At 69.6% G+C, this 19,359-nt stretch carries 12 protein-coding genes; 7 read left to right on the forward strand and 5 right to left on the reverse strand.

The genetic code is table 11. From position 1 onward, the window contains the following. Nucleotides 1-68 precede the first annotated feature (68 nt). Together ABZX92_RS23190 and ABZX92_RS23195 are read right to left on the reverse strand one after the other, a co-directional pair. A complete protein-coding gene (locus ABZX92_RS23190; RefSeq protein ID WP_355562909.1) occupies nt 69-1,934 on the reverse strand; it encodes a primary-amine oxidase in 1,866 nt (621 codons plus the stop codon). A gap of 185 nt (nt 1,935-2,119) precedes the next feature. Next, the gene (locus tag ABZX92_RS23195) at nt 2,120-3,052 is read right to left on the reverse strand and encodes a helix-turn-helix domain-containing protein (RefSeq protein WP_355562912.1); all 933 of its coding nucleotides are present in this window, start codon (nt 3,050-3,052) and stop codon (nt 2,120-2,122) included. A 334-nt stretch (nt 3,053-3,386) separates the two neighbouring features. Here ABZX92_RS23195 and ABZX92_RS23200 point away from each other — a divergent pair, with 334 nt between their 5' ends. The 4 genes from ABZX92_RS23200 (at nt 3,387) to ABZX92_RS23215 (ending at nt 11,514) form a co-directional block, all read left to right on the forward strand. After that, the gene (locus ABZX92_RS23200) at nt 3,387-4,850 is read left to right on the forward strand and encodes an APC family permease (protein WP_355562915.1); all 1,464 of its coding nucleotides are present in this window, start codon (nt 3,387-3,389) and stop codon (nt 4,848-4,850) included. Nucleotides 4,851-4,958: 108 nt separating this feature from the next. After that, nucleotides 4,959-5,477, forward strand: a complete 519-nt coding sequence (locus ABZX92_RS23205) for an RICIN domain-containing protein (RefSeq protein ID WP_355562918.1) — start codon at nt 4,959-4,961, stop codon at nt 5,475-5,477. 98 nt (nt 5,478-5,575) lie between these two features. Further along, nucleotides 5,576-8,713, forward strand: coding sequence for a tetratricopeptide repeat protein (locus tag ABZX92_RS23210; RefSeq protein WP_355562921.1), 3,138 nt, complete (start codon nt 5,576-5,578; stop codon nt 8,711-8,713). 59 nt (nt 8,714-8,772) lie between these two features. Beyond that, on the forward strand, nt 8,773-11,514 hold the full coding sequence (locus ABZX92_RS23215; protein WP_355562924.1) for a beta-L-arabinofuranosidase domain-containing protein: 2,742 nt from the start codon (nt 8,773-8,775) through the stop codon (nt 11,512-11,514). A gap of 177 nt (nt 11,515-11,691) precedes the next feature. On the opposite strand, the gene ABZX92_RS23220 is transcribed toward ABZX92_RS23215, so the two are convergent. The 3 genes from ABZX92_RS23220 to ABZX92_RS23230 form a co-directional block, all read right to left on the reverse strand. Beyond that, nucleotides 11,692-12,990, reverse strand: coding sequence for a jacalin-like lectin (locus tag ABZX92_RS23220; RefSeq protein WP_355562927.1), 1,299 nt, complete (start codon nt 12,988-12,990; stop codon nt 11,692-11,694). 7 nt (nt 12,991-12,997) lie between these two features. Then, a complete protein-coding gene (locus tag ABZX92_RS23225; protein WP_355562929.1) occupies nt 12,998-15,412 on the reverse strand; it encodes a glycoside hydrolase family 95 protein in 2,415 nt (804 codons plus the stop codon). A gap of 72 nt (nt 15,413-15,484) precedes the next feature. Then, on the reverse strand, nt 15,485-17,344 hold the full coding sequence (locus ABZX92_RS23230; RefSeq protein WP_355562932.1) for a ricin-type beta-trefoil lectin domain protein: 1,860 nt from the start codon (nt 17,342-17,344) through the stop codon (nt 15,485-15,487). A gap of 328 nt (nt 17,345-17,672) precedes the next feature. Between ABZX92_RS23230 and ABZX92_RS23235 the strand changes: the two genes are divergently transcribed. From ABZX92_RS23235 to ABZX92_RS23245, 3 genes are read left to right on the forward strand one after another with little or no spacing between them, the layout of a single operon-like run. Then, entirely contained in the window at nt 17,673-18,530 is an 858-nt protein-coding gene (locus ABZX92_RS23235; protein ID WP_355562935.1) for an ROK family protein, read from the forward strand. Continuing rightward, nucleotides 18,428-18,718, forward strand: coding sequence for an ROK family protein (locus ABZX92_RS23240; protein WP_355562938.1), 291 nt, complete (start codon nt 18,428-18,430; stop codon nt 18,716-18,718). Before ABZX92_RS23235 ends, ABZX92_RS23240 begins: the two co-directional genes overlap by 103 nt. Before the next feature lie 49 nt (nt 18,719-18,767). Continuing rightward, on the forward strand, nt 18,768-19,295 hold the full coding sequence (locus ABZX92_RS23245; protein WP_355562940.1) for an extracellular solute-binding protein: 528 nt from the start codon (nt 18,768-18,770) through the stop codon (nt 19,293-19,295). Nucleotides 19,296-19,359 lie beyond the last annotated feature (64 nt).

Here is a 19,359-nt window from a genome sequence, read left to right on the forward strand (position 1 = left end):
CGAGCGGGGGAGGGCGTCCGGTCTTGTCGTCCGCGGCAGGGCGGTTGACTGCCGCGGAAGGGATCCTCTCAGTGGCAGCGGGAGGTGCCGGACGGCAGGTCGAGGCCGGGGTTGCGGTCGCAGAACCCGTAGGGCCGCAACACGAACCCGGACTTGTCGACCGGCATGACCGGCCAGTCCTCCGGCCGGGGCACGTGGGTGGGCCCGAACACGTGCCACAGCACGATGTCGGTGTCGACGAGGTCGCGGTCGGCCGCCGTCCACGCGGGCAGGCCGGCGCCACCGGGGTGGGCGTTGGGTTGTTCGCCGGCCGGATACCGCTCGTCCTCGCGGAACGGCGTCGCCCACAGATGCTTCGTCGCGAACTCCGCCCTGGCGCGCACGGTCGCCTCGGGCTGGGCCAGCAGCGTGGCGGACGGATGCGGCATCAGTTGATAGGCGGTCGGTTTGCCGAGCCGGTTGACCCGGTCCGCACTGCGGATCTCCCACACGCGGGCACGAGCGGGATCGGCCATCCGCATGGCCTCGCGTTCGGTGCGCAACGGGGTGCTCTGCCAGGTGAAGGCGTTGCCGTGCGGGTTGTCCGGCCCGGTCGGCACCCCGACGACGTCGATCTCGTGCAGGCTGTTGCGCGGACCGTCGATCTCCACGTCGAGCCGCGCGCAGAACAGGTGCTGATGCACGGGCGCGAACAGGCCGGGCGCGATCTCGGTGGCGTGCCGTTGTTCCTCGCCCTCGGTGCCCGCGCCGCAGAACACGATGCCGGTGGCCTTGGCCTCCAGCTCGATCGTGCCGTCGAGGTGGAGATACCAGTAGTGGCCGTAGTCGTAGTTGCCGATGGTGGAGATCGACGAGATGACCAGCCTTCTGGAACGGCGCACCTCGGGGTGCCCGTTCAGCGCGGTGTGCTTCCAGAAGATGCCGTCGTCCTCCTCGTGCAGGCAGATCGCCTGGGGGATCTCGACGGGGTCGCCGTGGTCGTTCGCCACCCACGCGGGGAAGTAGTGGATGACGCCGAGGCAGTCGCAGCCGTTGCGCAGGTTGTTGCCGTTCTTGCCGAACTGGTACTCACCCGCGTCGAAGTAGCTGATCCAGAACCGGCCGGGCGCGGTGTCGCCGTAGGGCACCACCATCTCCGGGACCGAGGCGCGATAGATGACCGGACGGCCCTGGAACGACAGCTGGTGCAGGGTGAGGCCTTCGCGCGAGTTGAAGCCGACCCGGACTTTCCAGCCCTCCCAGGTGATCTCCTGGCCCTCCACGGTGAAACTCGGCCCCTCGGGCTGGGTGATCTCCACCGGCTTGAGCGACGTCCGCGCGGTGACGCCGGTGTAGCGGCCGTGCTCAGCCGGCACCGGCACGTCGCCGTGGTCCTCGACCCGCAGCACGGTCCGGCTGGTGAGGTCGATGGTCGTGATCAGGCCTTCGACCGGGTGTGCCCACGGGCTGTCGGTGTCGTCCTCACGCAGGAAGGTCAGCGTGCGGATCACCCGGCCGGTCTCGTCCGGGCGGCCGAACCAGCCGGGAGCGAGCGGGGCGCAGAACGCGTGCTCGACTCGTTCCGCGAGCCCGCGTCGGGCCATCGCGGTGCGCCATTGCGGGCACGCCTTGGTGATCTCCTCGGCCAGCCCGTACTCCTCCAGCAGGTACGAGGGCTGCCCGTCGGTCTGCGCCCAGTCGTCCCACGACACCAGCTCGCTCCGGCTCACGGAGACCACGGCCTCCCCACGGCGGCCGGTGGCGGTGTCGAGCAGCGTGTAGCGGATCCTGCGGTCGGTCGCCCCACCCGCGCGCACCTCGTCCTTGGCCGGTTCGACGGGTAACACCTGCGGGAACCGGATCGTCGCGCCCGCGAGACCGGCGTCGGCGAGCACCGCGCGGCCTGCGGAGAGTTCGGCCGCGGTCAGCGGGTCGAGCGGGTGCGTTGTGCTCACGAAGGTCCTTCCGGTCGGCTCCCGGGCCAGTGTCGGTTGACGGTCGCGGGCACGGAACCGCTCGTGCGGTAGCTGACAACAACGGTGCACTCGCGGCCAACCTCGTGGTGCCGTTTCGGGTCAGAACGCGCGCAGGCGAACCGGGCCGTCCTGGTCCCGGTGACGGTGGTCGGCGTGCGGGCGGCTCAGATCGCCCGGCGAAGCTCGCTCGGCGCCTTGCCGAACGCCGCCTTGAACACCCGGCTGAAGTGGGCGGCGTCCACGAACCCCCAGCGCGCCGCGATCGCCGCCACCGGACGGCCCGCGTGCACCGGGTCGAGCAGGTCGCGGCGGCAGTGCTCAAGTCGCCGCGCACGGATCCAGCCCGCGACCGTCGTGCCCTGGTGCTGGAACAGCCCGTGCAGGTGGCGGGTGGAGATGAAGTGCTCCGTGGCGATCTTCGCCGGGGTGAGGTCGGGGGAGTGCAGGTTCGCGTCGATGTGCGCCCGGATGCGCCGCATCAGCTCGCGGTGCGGGTCGGTGTTGACGCGGCCCAGGTCGAGCTCCGTCGCCACCAGCGTGCTGAGCAGGTCGATCGCGCTGTGGGCGAGCCGCGTGCCGGCCGGTCCGTCGAGCTGCTCCAGGTTGCTGCCGAGCTGGGCGAGGAACGGCACGACGACGTTGCCGACGCCCTCCTTGCCCGACATCCGCACCGCCGTCAGCCGGCCCATCAGCTCGCCGGGTACGTCGAGCAGCCGCTGCGGGAACATCACCACGAGACTGCGGAAGTCCTCCTCGAAGACCAGCGAGTACGGCCGATGCGTGTCGTACAGCGCGACGTCGCCAGGCCGCAGCACGGCCTGGCGGTCGTCCTGCACGAGCATCCCGGTGCCCGAGAGGATCAGGCTGAGCTTGTAGAACCGCCGGTCCGCCCGCGCGATCAGCTCGGGCGTGCGTTCGACGACGTGTGCGGACGCGGTGATCTCGGAGATCTGCACCTCGTCGGCGGCCGACGTGCGGATGCGGCCGCGGAAGCCGTCGCCGCCGTTCGCGCTGACCCGCAGGGGGACGAACGACTCCGAGACGGCGGCCCGGAACTCGGTGAAGTCGCGGACGACCAGGGTTGTCGGAGCGCTCACCGGGCCCACACCTCTCGTCGGTGAAGTTTCAAACACGATAAGCGATCCGGCCCAAACGGCCTAGGCCGTGTCCTGCACGTCCGTTCGATGAGAGTCACGGGCGAGAGGCCCGGAGACGGTGCCGCCGGAGTGGCCTCATACCGGGCGTATTCGGGCACTTCGGCGGTGCCGTCTCCGGGCCCCTCGGCCGCGACTATCGCGGACGAGACCCGCAGGAGGCGGCCTGGTGTCTCGTTTCGCGCGGTGAGGGGCAACGGTTGTGCACTGCGACGCAAGACCGGGGCGGTGCGGGAGAGCACGATTCCGGGCACCTGTCTCGGAGGGAGAAATGCTCATGGCCGCACCGGAACCGGGCGTCCTGCGTCGCGACGCGCTCGGCACCGCGGGCGTCGTGTTCCTCGTCCTGGCCGCGGTCGCGCCGCTGACCGGGATCATCGTCATCGCGTCGCTGGGCATCGCGCTCGGCAACGGCGGCGGCATGCCCGGCGCGTTCCTGCTCGCCGCCGTCGTCCTGGTGCTCTTCGGCATCGGGTACGCCCAGATGAGCAAGGTGATCGTCGGCGCGGGCGGGTTCTACGTCTACGTCACGCACGGTCTCGGCCGTCCACTCGGGATGGTCGCGGCGATGGTCGCGCTGGTGGGTTACAACTGCTTCGTCGCGGGCGCGGTCGGCACCAGCGGCTTCTTCACCGCGAACGTGGTGGAGCAGGTGCTCGGCCCGCACACCCCGTGGCAGCTCTGGAGCCTGCTATCGGCGATAGCGGTCTTCGCGCTGGGCCGCCGGGGCGTGGACGTGAGCGCGAAGGTGCTCGGGGTGTCATTGGTGCTGGAGGTGTCGATCCTGCTGGTGCTGGACGTGGCGGTGGCCGTGCGCACCGGTCTGGACGTGAGCGCGTTCGCTCCCGGCGTGGTGTTCTCCGGGTCGGCCGGCATCGCGTTCCTGTTCGCCTTCAACGCTTTCGTCGGCTTCGAGGCGACCGGCCTCTTCAGCGAGGAGGCCCGCGACCCGCGGCGGACGATCCCGCGCGCGACCTACGCGGCGATCGTGCTGATCGGTGTCTTCGCGGCCTTCACCACGTGGGCGGTCGTCAGCGCCATCGGCGTGACGCGGGCGGGCACGGCCGCGCAGGAGCATCTCAAGGCCGGTGACCTGGTGTTCTCGATCAGCCAGACGTACCTCGGCACGGTCCTCACCGACGTGATGATGCTGCTCCTGGTGGTGAGCTTGTTCGCCGCCTTGCTGGCACTGCACAACTCCGCGACCCGCTACCTGTTCGCTCTCGGCCGGGCACGCGTGCTGCCCCCGGCACTCGGCCGCACGAACCCGCGCAACGGCGCACCGCACGTGGCGAGCGGCGTGCAGATCGGGTTCGCCACGCTGGTCGCCGCGAGCTACGCCGCGGCCGGGCTCGACCCGCTGGCCGACCTCACCGCCAGCATGACCGGCATCGGCACGCTGGGCGTGATCACGTTGCAGGCCATGGCGGGCATCGCCGTGGTGGCCTACTTCCGGCGCCGCCGCGACCCGCGGATCTGGCGCACCGCCGTCGCTCCCGGTCTCGGCGGACTGGGGTTGGTCGCCGTCACCGTGCTGGCGGTGGCGAACTTCCCGACGCTCGCGGGTTCCGGCGCGCCGGCGATCGCGTTGCTGCCGTGGCTGCTGGCGGTCGCGGTCGCGATCGGCCTGGGTGTCTCGTACCGGTTGAGGGTCGGCAGGCCGGAGGTGTACGCCGCACTGGACCGACTCAGTGTGTCCACTGTGGACCAGGATCTGCCGGACGTGAATCGGACGGGGTGAACGTTCGCACCGATCTGTCGACCGATTGTCGACGAACTGTCGACGGGCCTCGCCATGGTGATCCGCACAGGGCGGCCTTCCGGCGCCCGGGTTCAGGGGAGGTACCGAATGAGAAAGTGGATCGCCTCGTCGGCGTTCGCCGTGACGACCGCTGTGGCCGGTTTGGTGGCCACAGCGGCGCCGGCACTCGCCGACGACCACTTCGACGTGACCGTCCGGAGCACGGTGAGCGGCAAGTGCCTGGCGCCGCTGGGCAACTCGTTCGACGACGGCGCGCCGATCGTGCAGACCACCTGCAACGGCAACCCGTTCCAGCGGTGGGACTTCGTCGACCACGACAACTCCAACTTCCAGATCCGCAACGCGGTCACGTTGAAGTGCATGGACGCGCTGGGCGGCGCCACCAACGGCACGCCGGTGGTCCAGTGGCCGTGTGCCAACATCAGCAACCAGCGGTTCCACGCGAACCGGAGCCTGCCCGACTTCGTCGAGCTCCGGTCGCGGGTCGCCGGCACGAACACCCACTGCCTCGACGTTCCCGGTGGACGGTCCGACGAGAACCTCGCGTTGCAGCTCTGGGTCTGCAACAACACCGCCGCGCAGCGCTACGGCGTGTTCCCCGTCTGACCGTCAGCGGCAGTTTGCCCACCTCCGCGCCTTCGCCGTATCCCCGTGCCCGATGATTGCTCTCTCATTGCGGGGCATCAGGGACGGGCGGAGGCCGGATGGCTGGGCAATGGATGCCGGACGACGGTGTTCGCGTGCTCGGGCCGTTCGAGGTCGAAGCCGGTGGGCGGCTGCTCGATCCCGGCGGTCCGAGGTTGCGGGCGATGCTGGCGTTGCTGGCGGCCTACGCGGGCCGGCCGGTGAGCGTCGCGACGTTCGTCTCGGAACTGTGGGGCCCGCAGGCGCCGCCGGACGCCGAGCGGACAGTTCGGACATATTCGTCCAGGCTCCGCAGGGGTGTCGGTCCGCTGGCTGTGCTGATCGCCACGCGCGCGCCGGGGTACGTGTTGCTGGAACCGGACGTTGTGGACATCGTGCGGTTCCAGCGGCTCGCCAGGGAGGGACACGCGGCGCTGGCCGACGGAACCGTTGTGGTGGCTCGCGAACGGCTGACCTCCGCGCTGGAACTGTGGCGGGGCAGGCCCTTCGACGAGTTCGACGGAATCGCCGCGCTCGAAGCGGAACGGATCCGGCTGGCCGGAGTGCGTCTCGGCGTCGTGCAGGACCGCGTCGACGCCGACCTGGCCGCCGGGTCCGGAGCGGAGCTGGTCGCCGAGCTCTCTGACCTCACCGCTGCTCATCCAGGCCACGAACGGTTGTGGGGCCAGCTGATGACGGCCCTGTACCGGGCTGGACGGCAAGCTGAGGCCCTCGAAGCGTTTCAACGGGCTCGGCGCGGGCTCGTCGAGCACGCGGGCGTGGAGCCGTCGCCGGTGCTGGCGGACATCCAGGAACGAGTGCTCGCGCACGATCCGCTGCTGCTGCCGTCGCCCGCGCCGATCCGGGTCGCGGATCCGCGACCGGCGCAGCTGCCGCCGCTGGTGCGCGGATTCACCGGCCGTCAGGCCGAGCTCGCCGAACTCGACACCGCTGTCAGGGCGAAGGACACGGTCGCTCTCGTGGCGGTGTGCGGCACGGCGGGCGTGGGCAAGACGACTTTGGCTGTGCGCTGGGCGCACCGCGTTGCCGACCAGTTCCCGGACGGGCAGCTCTACGTCAACCTGCGCGGCTTCGACCCCGAGGGGGTGTTGGCACCGGAGGAAGCCCTGCACGGGTTCCTGACCGCGTTCGGTGTCACCGCCGACCGCGTGCCGCAGGTCCTGCAGGCTCAGATCGCGCTCTACCGGAGCCTGACCGCCGGAAAGCGCGTGCTGGTGGTGCTGGACAACGCGCGCGACGCCGCTCACGCCCGGCCGTTGCTCCCGGCTGAGCCCGGCAGTGCCGTCGTGATCACCAGTCGCGACGACCTCGTCGGGCTGGTGGCGCGGGACGGCGCGCATCGGGTCGGGCTCGACGTGCTCAGCCCCGTCGAAGCGGTTCAACTGTTGCGCCTGCTCATCGGCGACGAGGTGGCGACCGCTGCCGAGCTCGAAGATCTCGCGGTGCACTGCGCCCGGCTACCACTCGCGCTGCGAATCGCGGCCGAGCTCGTCGCGCGGCGCGGGCGGGTGGGCCTCGACGACCTCGCCGACGAACGCCACCGCCTCGACCTCCTGGAGGCCGGGGCCGATGCCGGCACGGCCGTGCGGGCGGTGTTCTCGTGGTCGGAACGGCACCTGCCACCCGCGGCCAACCGGCTGTTCTGGTTGCTGGGACTGCATCCCGGCCGCGACACCGACGCCGACGCGGTGGCCGCTCTCGCGGGGGTGTCCGCACGCGTAGGCCGGAACCTGCTCGACGTGCTCCAGCAGGCTCACCTCGTGGAGAGCTCGGGGCCGGGGCGTTGGGCGATGCACGACCTTCTGCGCGCCTTCGCCCGTGAGCGAGCGCAACAGCGGCTCTCGGAGTCCGACCGCCATGATGCGTTGAAGTACCTCTACGAGCACTACCTCACCGGTGCGCTCGACGCGATGGACGCCCTGTACCCGTACACGAAACGTTGGCGTCGCGGCGAATCCGGGCTCGGCGAGCCGTCGACGATGACCGCGTCCGCCGCGAAGACGTGGCTGAACACCGAGCGCCTCACCCTCGTCACGATCACCGGAACCGCGGCAGGTGACCTCGCCGGATATGCCGTGAAGATCGCGCGCGTGATCGACCAGCACCTGAACGTCGGCTACCACAACGACGACGCCTTCTCGTTGCACCAGAACGCGCTCTCGGCGGCCGAGGACCTCGGCGACGCAGCGGGCCGGGCGCGGTCGTTGCTGGAGCTGGGACGCTCGCACGCCCGGTCAGGCGCCTACAGCGAGGCCGACGAGCACTACCACCGGGCGTTGCGGCTGTACCGGCGGCTCGGTGACCTCGCGGGGGAGGCGCGGACGCTGCACGCGTTGGGGAACAACGAGGGCAGGGCCCGCCGCTACCACGACGCGCTCGCCTCCTACCGCCTCGCGCTGACGCTGAGCCAGGAAGCCGGCGACCGCGGCCAGGAAGCCGTGGAACTGGCCAGCATCGGGCAGGTGCAGCACGGCCTCGGCCGGCACGAGGAGGCCATGACGTGCTACCGGCAGGCGGCCGCGATCTACGCGGAGATCGGCCAGCGGGTGGGGCAGGGGCGGATCCTCAACGACCTCGGCAGCGCCCTGCAGAGCTACGGGCGGCTGGACGAAGCGCAGGACCACCACCGGCGAGCGTTGAAGATCCTGCACGACGTCGGTGACCGTGCGGCCGAGGCGATCGCGCACACGGATCTGGGCCGGATCTGCTCGCGGCAGGGCCGGCATGGTGAGGCGCTCGAACACCACCGGCAGGCGATCGAGGTGTTCCGCGAGATCGGTGATCCCGTCGGTGAGGCAGAGGTGCTCATCAACCTCGGCACCGCCCACGAGCGCATGGGGCGGCACGAGGAAGCGGCCGACCTGCACCAGCAAGCCGAGTTGCTCGCGGTGAAACTGGGCGACCGCCTCCTCGAGTGCTCGGCTCTCAACGGGCGCGGCCGGGCAGCTCGTGCGGCCGGCCGCCACGCCGAGGCACTGGCGTACCACCGGGACGCGCTGGCGCACGCCGAGGAGATGGAAGATCGCGAGCAGGTGGCCAGGTCGCTGGACGACCTCGCGGCGGCGCGGGTGGACATCGGCGAGGTCGCGGAGGCTCGCCGGTTGTGGGAGGCCGCCCTGCCGATCTACGACTCGCTGCACATGCCGGAGGCCGAAGTGGTGCGGCAGCGGCTCGCCGAACCACGCGGGAAGCGTTGACGCCACCGTGTGCGCGCCCTATGTTAGCGCTCACATTTTGAGGCGTGAGGAGCAGGCGCATGGCGGACGGGTTCGCACGGCGGGACTTCCTCAAGGCGACCTCCCTGGCCGCCGCCGTGCCTCTGCTCGGTGCGACGGCGGGTGAGGCCATGGCTGCTCCGAACGCCGTCGCGCCCGGAAACCTGAGCCCGTTCGCGCTGTCCGAGGTCGCGCTGACCGAGGGTGTGTTCTCGAAGAAGCGCGACCTCGTCCTGGCTTACGCCCGCGGTTACGACGTGAACCGGCTGCTGCAGGTGTTCCGGGCCAACGCGGGCCTGGACACGTTGGGCGCCATCGCACCTGGTGGCTGGGAAGGCCTCGACGGCGAGGCGAACGGCAACCTCCGCGGCCATTACACCGGGCACTTCCTGTCGATGCTGTCCCAGGCGTACGGCAGCACCGGCGACTCCGTGTACCTGGAGAAGATCCGCACGATGCTGGGCGCCCTCACGGCATGCCGGGCCGCGTTGCGCAGCGATCCGCAGGTGCTGAGCGTGCCGGGGAAGCTGGGCCGGGCGGTGGAACAAGTGCGCGGCTCCTACCAGTTCGTCGACCTGCCGGCCGAACCATTGCCCGCGATGTTCACGTTCACAGCGTGGGTGCGCCCGTCGCACCAGGCGAACTGGGCGCGGATCTTCGACTTCGGCAACGACAACACCCGCTACCTGTACCTGGCCGCCCGCAACGGCGACGGCGTGCCGCGCTTCGCCATCACGTCGAACGGTCCGGGAGCCGAACAGGGCATCAACGCCACCACGCCGCTGCCGTTGAACGAGTGGAGCCACATCGCGGTGACGATCGCGGGCGCCACCGGCACGCTGTACGTCAACGGTGTGCGGGTGGGCGTGAACACGGCGATGTCGTTGAACCCCGCCGCGCTGGGAGCGTTGGCACACCACTGGCTGGGGCGGTCGCACTTCGGTGGCGACCCGGTGTTCGCGGGTGCGCTCGAGGACGTGCACCTGTTCTCCCGCGCGTTGACCGAGGCCGAGATCAGCTTGCCGCTCAAGGGAGACCTGGCTTCCTACGCGTTCGACGAGACGGCTGGCGGAACCTTCGCCGACGCGTCCGGACGTGGGCGGCACGCGACGCTGAAACGCACGTGGGGCGGCCCGAGCCATCCCGGTTTCCTGGCCGCCTACCCGGAAACCCAGTTCATCGCGCTGGAAACGATGACGCGCCCGGACTACCTCACCGTGTGGGCGCCCTACTACACCGCGCACAAGATCCTCAAGGGTCTGCTGGACGCCTACCGCAACACCCGGGACGCGCGGGCGCTGGATCTCGCGGACGGGCTGTGCGACTGGATGTACTCGCGGCTGGGCAAGCTGTCCGCCGAGGTGCGGCAGCGGATGTGGGGCATCTTCTCCAGCGGCGAGTACGGCGGCGTCGTCGAGGCGATCACGGATCTGCACACGATCACCGGGAAGCACCTGGAGCTGGCCCGGCTGTTCGACCTCGACTCGTTGATCACCGCGTGTGCCGAGAACCGGGACGTGCTCGACGGTTTGCACGCCAACCAGCACATCCCGATCTTCACCGGCCTCGTCCGGCTGTACGAGGCCACCGGTGAGCAGCGGTACTGGCTGGCGGCCAAGAACTTCTGGGGCATGGTCGTGCCGCCGCGCATGTTCGGCATCGGCGGGACCAGTACGGGTGAGTTCTGGAAGGCGCGCGGTGTCATCGCGGGATCGCTGACCGACGCCACGGCCGAGACCTGCTGTGCGCACAACATGCTGAAGCTCAGCCGGCAGCTCTTCCTGCACGAGCAGTCGCCGAAGTACTTCGACTACTACGAACGCGCGCTGTACAACCAGGTCCTGGGGTCCAAACAGGACCGTGCCGACGCCGAGCTGCCGCTGATGACCTACTTCATCGGCCTCACGCCGGGTGCCGTGCGGGACTTCACGCCGAAGCAGGGCACGACGTGCTGCGAGGGCACGGGCATGGAGAGCGCGACGAAGTATCAGGACTCGGTGTACTTCCGCGCATCGGACGACTCGCGGCTGTACGTGAACCTCTACAGCCCGTCGGTGCTGAAGTGGAAGGGCGTCACCCTCACCCAGACCACCGGGTTCCCGTTCGAACAGGGCACCACCCTGCGGATCACCGGTCGAGCGCGGTTCGACCTGTCGCTGCGGGTGCCGGCGTGGGCGGGGGAGTTCACCGTGACGGTCAACGGCGAACGGCAGCGGCTCAACGCCCTGCCCGGCACCTACGTCACGCTGTCCCGGTGGTGGCGCGACGGGGATGTTGTGCGCGTGCGGATGCCGTTCGCGCTGCAGGCCGAGCGGACGCCCGACCAGCCGCTCGTGCAGTCGCTGAGGTACGGCCCGATCACCCTGGTGGCCCGGGACGCACGGCGGGAGTTCCTGGAGCTCGGCCTGCTGGGCCGCGCGGCGCTGTCCGGTGACCTGGCGGGCAACCTCCAGCCGATCGCGGGCAGCCCGCTGCACTTCCGGCTCGGCGAGGTCGAGCTCGCGCCGTTCTTCGAGGGCACCGAACACCCCTTCCACGCGTACTTCCGCCGCGCGGAGCCGAGAATCGTGTTCGCGGGCGTGGACTCCGGCGTCGCGAACCCGGCGCGCGCGGACGGATCGACGTTCCTCGACGAGGTGTGGGTGGCCGCGCCGTTCTCGGCCAAGAGCGTGTTCGTGGACCGGGTGACCGCGGTGGCACGGCGCTGGGTGGGTGAGGGGCTGATGTCCGTGGCCGACCACGACCGTGTGATCCGCACGGCTCGCAACGCGCCTGTCCGCTAGCGGCCAACCCGTCGAGAACCCTGTCCAGTTCCCACACGAACCGTTCTGTCGGCGCGCCGAGCAGCAACCGCGTGGCCCTCGGACGGTGGCGATCGTCCGCGCCCGTTGGACGTGCCGGGCGCGGACGTCGTCAACTTCGCCGGCCATCTCCTCTGGAGCGTGATGGTCGGCGTGCGGTCACCGAGGAGCGAAGATCGCACCCAGACGGTCGACCTCGTCGCCTGACCTGCCGGTGAACCCGGCGATGCGCCACCCGGCGGGCGCGGTGACGGTGAGCGTCTCACCGGTCTGCTGCCCCGCTGAGAGGGTGCGTCCCCGGTCCGTGGTGAACGCCGCCGAGAACACCCGCGTGTGGCCGTCGTACTTGCCCTGGCTCAGTTTCGCGGACACGAGGTGCTCGCCGGGTTCGAGCGTCAGGGTCGACGCGGAGCCGCCGTTGCCGCCGTGGCTGAACGTCGTGCCGTTGGCCGTCGTGAACGCGATCTGGTCGAGTCTGCTGCCACCACGCAATGTGAGCGTGCGCACGGCACCCAGATCAACCGCCGCGAGATCGGTGAACGGGGTGCCGTGCGGGCCACCGGCCTCAGCGCTGAGCTTGATCGAGTCGCTGGCCGTCCAGTCGAACCTCGTGGCGATCGGGTAGTGGTCGGACAGCGGCTTGCCCTGGGCGTCCACGAAAGCCGCGTTCTCGTTGCGGTAGTCCCGTGCGGTCAGGGTGATCTGCCGGTTGCCCCGGTAGAGGATCTTGTCGACGACCTCGCACTGGTCGTTGAGCGCCGCCGGGTCGCACACCAGCGCCGGGCTGCCCGCCGCCGGTGCCTGGCCGCCGCGTTCGAGCTGCACCCACGCGTCGGTGAGACCGTTGGTGCTGACCAGTTCGCGGATGTTGTCGTCCGCGCGGGTGTAGCGGGTGTTGGTGTCACCCATGACGATGACCGCGTTGCCCGCGGAGTTCGCCGCGATGAACCGCGACAGCTGGCTGATGTTCGACCGGCGCGCGGCGAGGTCGGCGGTCTCGGTGCCGGCGTTGGGGTGCAGGTTGTAGAGGTCGACGGACACTCCGTCGGCCAGGCTGATCCGCTTGTACGAGAAGCCCTTCGGCGTCAGGCAGTCGGTGCCGTTGCAGGACGACCACTTCGTGCGTTCGAGGTCGCTGTAGGGCAGGTGGGACAGCGTGTTCAGACCGCTGCCGAACGGCACCCCGCCGCTCGTGGGCGTGCGGTACGCGTGGTTGTCACCTGCGTACAGGGCCGCGTGGTAGTTGAAGTCCTCCTGAACGTTGATCACGTCGTACGGCGCCAGCCGGGGGCTGATCAACGGCGTGTTCACCGCGGGGTGGCCAGAGGACAGGCCTTCTGGCAGCCCCGCCACGTTGTAGCTCAGCACCTCGAAGGTGCCGCCGGGAGCGGCGGTGGCCGTGGGTGGCGCGAGTGTCGCCAGCACGACCGGGATGACCAGCAGGGTGGATCGTCGCATGTCGCTCCTAAGCCAGCGCGCGCACGAGGTAGGTCGTGCCGCGGGTGGCGTCAATGGTGATTTCCTCGCCCACGCCACGAACTTCGACCCGCTGGCCGGTCCGGGCGTGGAACACCTCGTAGCGGCCTTCGAAGACCGCGTTCGACACCGTCAGCGGCCCGCTCCGGCCCGCCGTGAGCTGGATGCTCGTCGGTTTTCCGTTGAGCCACTTGATGTCCACCGTCACGTCGCCACGCGCCCGCAGGCCGGTGACCGAGCCGGTGTCCCAGAAGCCCGGCAGTGCGGGCAGGATGTCCACGACGCCGCGGTGGCTCTGCAGGAGCATCTCCGCGATTCCGGCCGTGGCACCGAAGTTGCCGTCGATCTGGAACGGCGGGTGGGTGTCCCACAGGTTGTTCAGCGTGCTGGTCGCGAGCAGCTCGGTCAGCATCTTGTGGGAGTGGTCGCCGTCCAGCAGCCGTGCCCAGAAGTTGATCTTCCAGGCCTTGCTCCACCCGGTACCGCCGTCGCCGCGCGCGGTGAGCGACACCCGTGCCGCCTTGACCAGCGCGGGATCCTGCCGCGGCGTGATCTGCCGTCCGGGGTGCAGCGCGAACAGGTGGGACACGTGCCGGTGGGTGTTCGTCTGGTCGTCCCAGTCCGATTTCCACTCCTGCAGCTGACCCCAGGAGCCCACGCGGAGTCCGGGATCGAGCTTGTCCACAGTGGACTTGACCTGCGCGGCGAACTCGCGGTCGCCCAGGACGGTCGCGGCCTCTGCGGTGTTGGTCAGCAGGTCGTGCACGATCTGCTGCGACATCGACGCGCCCGCGGAGAACGGTCCCTGTTCGGGGGAGTAGCTCGGGTTCACCACGAGCCTGCCGTCTCGCGGGTCCGCCACGAGCTCGTCGATCCAGAACTGCGAGAGCGACCTCAGCAGCGGATAGGCCCGCACCCGCAGGAACCACTCGTCCTCGGTGAAGAGGTAGTGCTCGTAGTAGTGCTGGGCCAGCCAGGCGCCTGCTTCCGGGAACCAGAACGCCGTAGCCCAGTCGTGCACACCGGTGAAGCCGAACGGCGTGGTCTCGTTGTGCACCACCCAGCCGCGGTTGCCGAACATCTCCCGCGCGGTCACCTCACCGGGCGGCACCAGCGAGTCCACGTAGTCGAACAGAGGTGCCGTGGTCTCGGACAGGTTCGTGGTCTCGGCCGGCCAGTAGTTCATCTGCAGGTTGATGTTCGTGTGGTAGTCGGCACTCCACGGCGGTGTCGCCGAGTTGTTCCACACGCCCTGCAGGTTCGCGGGCAGTGATCCGGCCCGTGAAGACGCGATCAGCAGGTAGCGGCCGTACTGGAAGTACAGCGTCTCCAACGCTTTGCGGTGTGCGGCCGGGGTGTTCGCGTCGCGGTAGCCGCGCAGCAGCTCGTCGGTCGGGAGGTCCGGCATCTGCTGGCCCACGTCGAGGCGCACCCGGTCGAACAGCTCGCGGTGGTCCGAGACGTGGTCGGCGCGCAGCCGGTCGAATCCCTTGGCCGCCGCCCGGTCCACCCTTTGCGTGACCGCGTTGTGCGGGTGCACGCCGGACCGGTACGTGGGGTGGCGGAGGGCGTAGTCGGTGCCCGCGGCCAGGATCAGCAGCACGGAGTCGGCGCCGCGCACGGTCACGGAGCCGTCCGCGTTGTCGGTGCGGGTGCCGCCGTGGTTGATCACCTTGACCTGCGACTCGAACCGGAGCCCGTTGTCGTTGAGACGCCCGGCCAGGGTGATCCGGCCGGACCGCGCGGTGATCGTCGCGGTGCGGTTCGACGGCGGGCGAACCGCCGTGGTGAAGCTGAGCCGGCCCGGCTTGGCCGCGGTCAGCCGGGCCACGATCACGTTGTCCGGTGCGGTGGCGAAGTACTCGCGCGTGTAGCGCACTCCGCCGGAGGTGTAGCTCACCGCGGCGACGGCGTCGGCGATGTCGAGGTGCCGCCGGTAGCCGCTCACCGTGCCGGGGTCGTTCGCGAGCGTCAGCACGAGATCGCCGAACGACTGGTATGCGCCGTAACCGTTGCGGGACTGGCCGAGCTTGCCCGCGACCCATTTCGGTTCGGCCTGGCCGTCGACGTCGATTCGACGCTGGACCTCTTCGATCGCGCCGGGCCGCGGAGTCCTCCAGTTCCCGAAGTCGTACCCCGGCGATCCCGGCCCACCGGTCCAGAGCGTCTTCTCGTTGAACTGCAGCAGCTCGCTCGCCACGCCGCCGAACACACTCGCACCGAGCGCGCCGTTGCCGATGGGCAGTGACTCCGACTCCCAGTCGGTCGCCGGCTTGGTGTACCAGAGCATCAAGCCCGCCTCGGTCTCCGCTCGTGCCTGATCGGTCGTGGTCGCGGTGAACGCCACCGCCGCGGTCCCGGCGACGAACGCACGGCGGGACACGTGTTTCGACTTGCTCGCCACAGCTGGCTCCTCGTTGGCAGGGAAGGAACTTCCCCAGCCTGGTGGTGGGCGCGCGTGCGGATCAAGTAGCCGTCAGTCGCGTGTCCACCTCTGGTTCGTGGCGCCGTTGCACGACCACAGCACGAGCTTCGTGCCGTTGACCGTGGCCGCGTTGTAGGCGTCTAGGCACAGGCCGGACTGCACACCGGTGATGGTGCCGTCGGCGTTGAAGTCCCACTGCTGGTTGGCGCCGCCGGTGCAGTCGTAGATCGCGACCATGGTGCCGTTCGTGGTGCCGTGATCCCACGCGTCGAGGCACTTGTTGCCGTACACCACGAGCTCCTTGCGGGCGTTGTAGGTGAACGTCTGCGCCTGTCCGCCGTTGCAGTCCCACAGCTGTGCCTGCGTGCCGTTGGTGATGGTGTTGCGGTTGATGTCCGCACAACGGCCGGAATGCGCGCCGATCACCTCGGTTCCGGCGGTGCCGGGGAGTTCCCGGATCTCGACGGCCGTGGCTCCGGGCACGGTCAGGGAGTTGATGCCCCTGGCCAGCGAGATGATCAACGACACTGTGCCGCGGGCCGTGGGAGGCAACGCGACCGCGGTGGGGACCTGTCCGCCGTTTACCTGCAGAGTGGTCTTGCGGGCGGTCCGGTCACCGTTGGCGTACTCGATCGTGGCGACTGCGAGCCCACCCGCCTTGGCGTTGACGCCGGTGACGCGGCCGTTCTCGACGGGGTAGGTGGTGGCGCTCGCTTCCACGCCCGCCACGGACAGCAGGACCGCGTCGCCCGCCGGCACGCTGACGCGGTAGCTGCCGGTGGTGACCGGAGTGGCGGCACCCGTCCACAGGTTGCGCACCGCGGCCATCCGGCCGGACAGTCCCAGATCGGCCAGCCGCACCGTCATGGTCGCGTTCGACGACGTTCGATTGAGCAGTGCGACCGCCCGTCGTCCGTTGCCGGACAACACCTTCGCGTAGACCTGCTGGTCGCGGACGTCCTCGGCGACCTCGACGGCGGGCAGCCCGCGCGGGTCCTGGCCCACGGCGACCACCTCGCGGTTGGTCAGCACGGAGATCGTCTGATCGTCCATTTTGGTCAGGTCGTTGCCGAGCAGCATCGGTGACCCGCCGACCGCCCACAGGCTCATGTGCACGCGGCTCGCCGTCGCGGACAGCCCCGGCATGCCGATCATCATCATGTCCGGGTCGTTGTAGTACCCCGTGTGCTGCGCGGTCGGCCGCAGGTTCTTGTCGAAGTTGTTGTAGACCATGCCGATCGACGGCGTCTCGTGCGAGTAGATGATGTCCGTGCCGGTGCGCCACAACGGAGCCATGCCCGGCGCCCAGTTCCACGGGTCGTTCTTGCCCCACTCGCAGATCGACAGCACCAGTTCCCGCCCGGTGGCCGCGCTCGCCTTCGTCACGGCGTCGCTGAGCGCCTGGTAGGTGCTGGGCGCGTCGAGCTTCTCGACGTCCGCGCCGCACCAGTCGATCTTGACGTAGTCGAAGCCCCACTTCGAGAACTGCAGCATGTCCTGGTCGTAGTGGCCCTCGCTGCCGGTGCCCGCGTGCGGCGGTCCGGGCGTGGGGAAGTAGTAACCGCAGCCGTTGCGGCCCGCGTCGGTGTAGATGCCGGCCTTGAGCCCCTTGCCGTGGATGTAGTCGGCGATCGCCTTCATGCCGCCGGGCCACTGGGCCTCGTCGATCGTGATGTTGCCGCCCGCGTCCCGGGTTCCCTGCCACCAGCCCGAATCGATGTTGATGTACTGGTAGCCGGCGGCGGCGAGCCCGGACGAGGTCATGGCGTCGGCCTGCGCCTTGATCACCGTGTGGTCGATCTTCTCGAAGAAGGTGTTCCACGAGGCCCAGCCCATGGGCGCGGACGGCACGGTGACCTGGTTCTGCGTGACGGGCGCGGCGAGGGCAGGGGTCTCGCCGACTGCGGTCACCGAGCTGAGAGCAAGGGTCAGAACCAGCGTGCGTGTGAACGTTAACATCGTTGTTTTCGGCTCACTTTCCAGCTAGCAGGGGGGACTGGAGGGGGAAGAGGGGCGCAGATGTGAGCGTTGACATCTTGGAGTGGCGAGGCTGCGGAGTCAACGGGTCGTTGTTCACGCAGTGTGGCCGGACCTGAGTGGGCCGCGTACGTGTTTGACGCGGCAAACATCCTGGTGAGCGCATCGATAACACTTCTGCTGACCGTTGAAAGAACCTCTTCAAAAACCAATGAAGATCACGTACTGTGCCCGATCGGAGCGCGGTACGAGGAACAGGTTCATGCGACTGAGGCATTCGGGCGATCTGCGGCGGGCACACCGCGTCGAGGTCGTGCGGTGCTTCTACGGTGGCGAGCCGCGGACCCGGCAGGAGTTGGCGAGCCGGCTCGGCCTGTCCGTCGCCACGATCGGCACCATCACCGGTGAGTTGACGAAAGCCGGATTCCTCAAGGAAACGGCGGGCCCGCGCACCGGTGGGCGTCCTGCCGCGCAGCTGACGTTGCGCGGCGGCGGTTCGCTGGTCGTGGGGGTGGACGTCACCGAGACGCACGTGACGGCGGAGTTGTTCGACCAGGCGATGGCGCGGCTGGCCCGGAAACGGGTGCCAGTGCTGGAGAGCGCGCCGGACGCTGTGGCGGAGCGGGTTCTCGAGGCTGTCGGCGCGGTTCGGCGGCAGGTCTACGAGGCGCCGGTCCGCGCGGTCGGGGTCAGTCTGCCGGAGCACGGCTTCCGGGCGCTGCTCGAACGACGTTGTGACGTGCCAGTGGTGTTCGATCAGCCGGTGAAGGCGCTGACGCTGGCCGAGCAGACGTTCGGCGCGGCGCGGGACCAGGACGACGTGATCGTGGCCGACCTGGGCACCGGAGCCGGACTGGGAGTGGTGTCCGGCGGCCGGTTGCTGCGCGGCGCGACGAACAGCGCGGGGGAGTGGGACACACCGTCCTGCACGCCGACGCACTGGTGGGCCTGCTCGACGGCAGCCCGCATCTCGTGCCCGGTGACCGGGAGGCAACGGTGGCACGGTTCGCGGAAGCCGTGCGGCAAGGCGACTCCACGGCGCTGGAGACGCTCGGCCGGTTCTGCCGTCCGCTCGGTCAGGCCCTCGCCGACGCCGTTGCCCTGCTCGACCCCGGGCTGATCGTGTTCGGCGGCTGGGTCAGTGCCGCGCTCGGTGAGCCACTCGTGGCAGCGGTCATCCCGGTGATCAAGGAGTACGCGTTCGGCACCTGTTTCGAAGCGACGACCACCGCGCTGGGCGGGCACCAGGACAACCCGGTGTCCCTCGGCATGGCCGTGCTCGCCTTCGAAACCCATTTGCTCGACTGAACTTCCGAGGGGATCGGATTCCATGGGGCAACTTCGCCCGTGCAGAGCCATGTCCGCAGTCGTGGCGTGTCTGGTCGCGTCCGCTTGTGCCACCAGCGCACCGCCGCCCACGCCCGAACCCGAGGTGACGGTCGCGGTGTGGGGCAGTGACCAGGACGCCAGGACCTACCAGCAGCGCGTCGACCTCGCGAGCGACCGCGTCGCCGGCGTGAACGTCAAGCTGTTGCACGTCAAGGACGGCGACTACGGCACGAAGATCGGCAAGATGATCGCGGACGGCAACCCGCCCGACCTCATCGAGGTCGCCGAGTCCGTGCACAGCTACAGCAGCAAGAACCAGCTGCTGCCGCTCGACAACTTCATCGGCGGCGAGAAGCTCGACCTCGCCGGGAGGTTCGGCGAGCGGGCCGCGCACTCCTACGACCGCGACGGCAAGACGTGGGCGCTGCCGGACCGCACCGGCCCGATGGTCCTGTACTACAACAAGGATCTGTTCGACAAGGACGGTGTCGCCTACCCGACCGCGGACTGGAAGTGGCCGGACTTCCACCGAGCAGCGAATACCCATCGGTCGTGACCACCAGCGCCGCCGTCAGGTTAGGCAGTGCCACCACGAAGTCGGTGTCCCGCCACGTGGCAGC

The organism is Lentzea sp. NPDC006480 (genome assembly GCF_040611995.1).
In the GTDB taxonomy this organism is placed as follows: Bacteria; Actinomycetota; Actinomycetes; order Mycobacteriales; family Pseudonocardiaceae; genus Lentzea.

What these genes read in the sequence shown, in the direction of transcription:
- ABZX92_RS23210 (WP_355562921.1), top strand. Translation starts at nt 5,576, where the DNA reads ATGGCTGGGCAATGGATGCCGGACGACGGTGTTCGCGTGCTCGGGCCG.
- ABZX92_RS23220 (WP_355562927.1), bottom strand. Translation starts at nt 12,990, where the DNA reads ATGCGACGATCCACCCTGCTGGTCATCCCGGTCGTGCTGGCGACACTC.
- ABZX92_RS23235 (WP_355562935.1), top strand. Translation starts at nt 17,673, where the DNA reads ATGCGACTGAGGCATTCGGGCGATCTGCGGCGGGCACACCGCGTCGAG.
- ABZX92_RS23205 (WP_355562918.1), top strand. Translation starts at nt 4,959, where the DNA reads ATGAGAAAGTGGATCGCCTCGTCGGCGTTCGCCGTGACGACCGCTGTG.
- ABZX92_RS23200 (WP_355562915.1), top strand. Translation starts at nt 3,387, where the DNA reads ATGGCCGCACCGGAACCGGGCGTCCTGCGTCGCGACGCGCTCGGCACC.
- ABZX92_RS23245 (WP_355562940.1), top strand. Translation starts at nt 18,768, where the DNA reads ATGTCCGCAGTCGTGGCGTGTCTGGTCGCGTCCGCTTGTGCCACCAGC.
- ABZX92_RS23215 (WP_355562924.1), top strand. Translation starts at nt 8,773, where the DNA reads ATGGCGGACGGGTTCGCACGGCGGGACTTCCTCAAGGCGACCTCCCTG.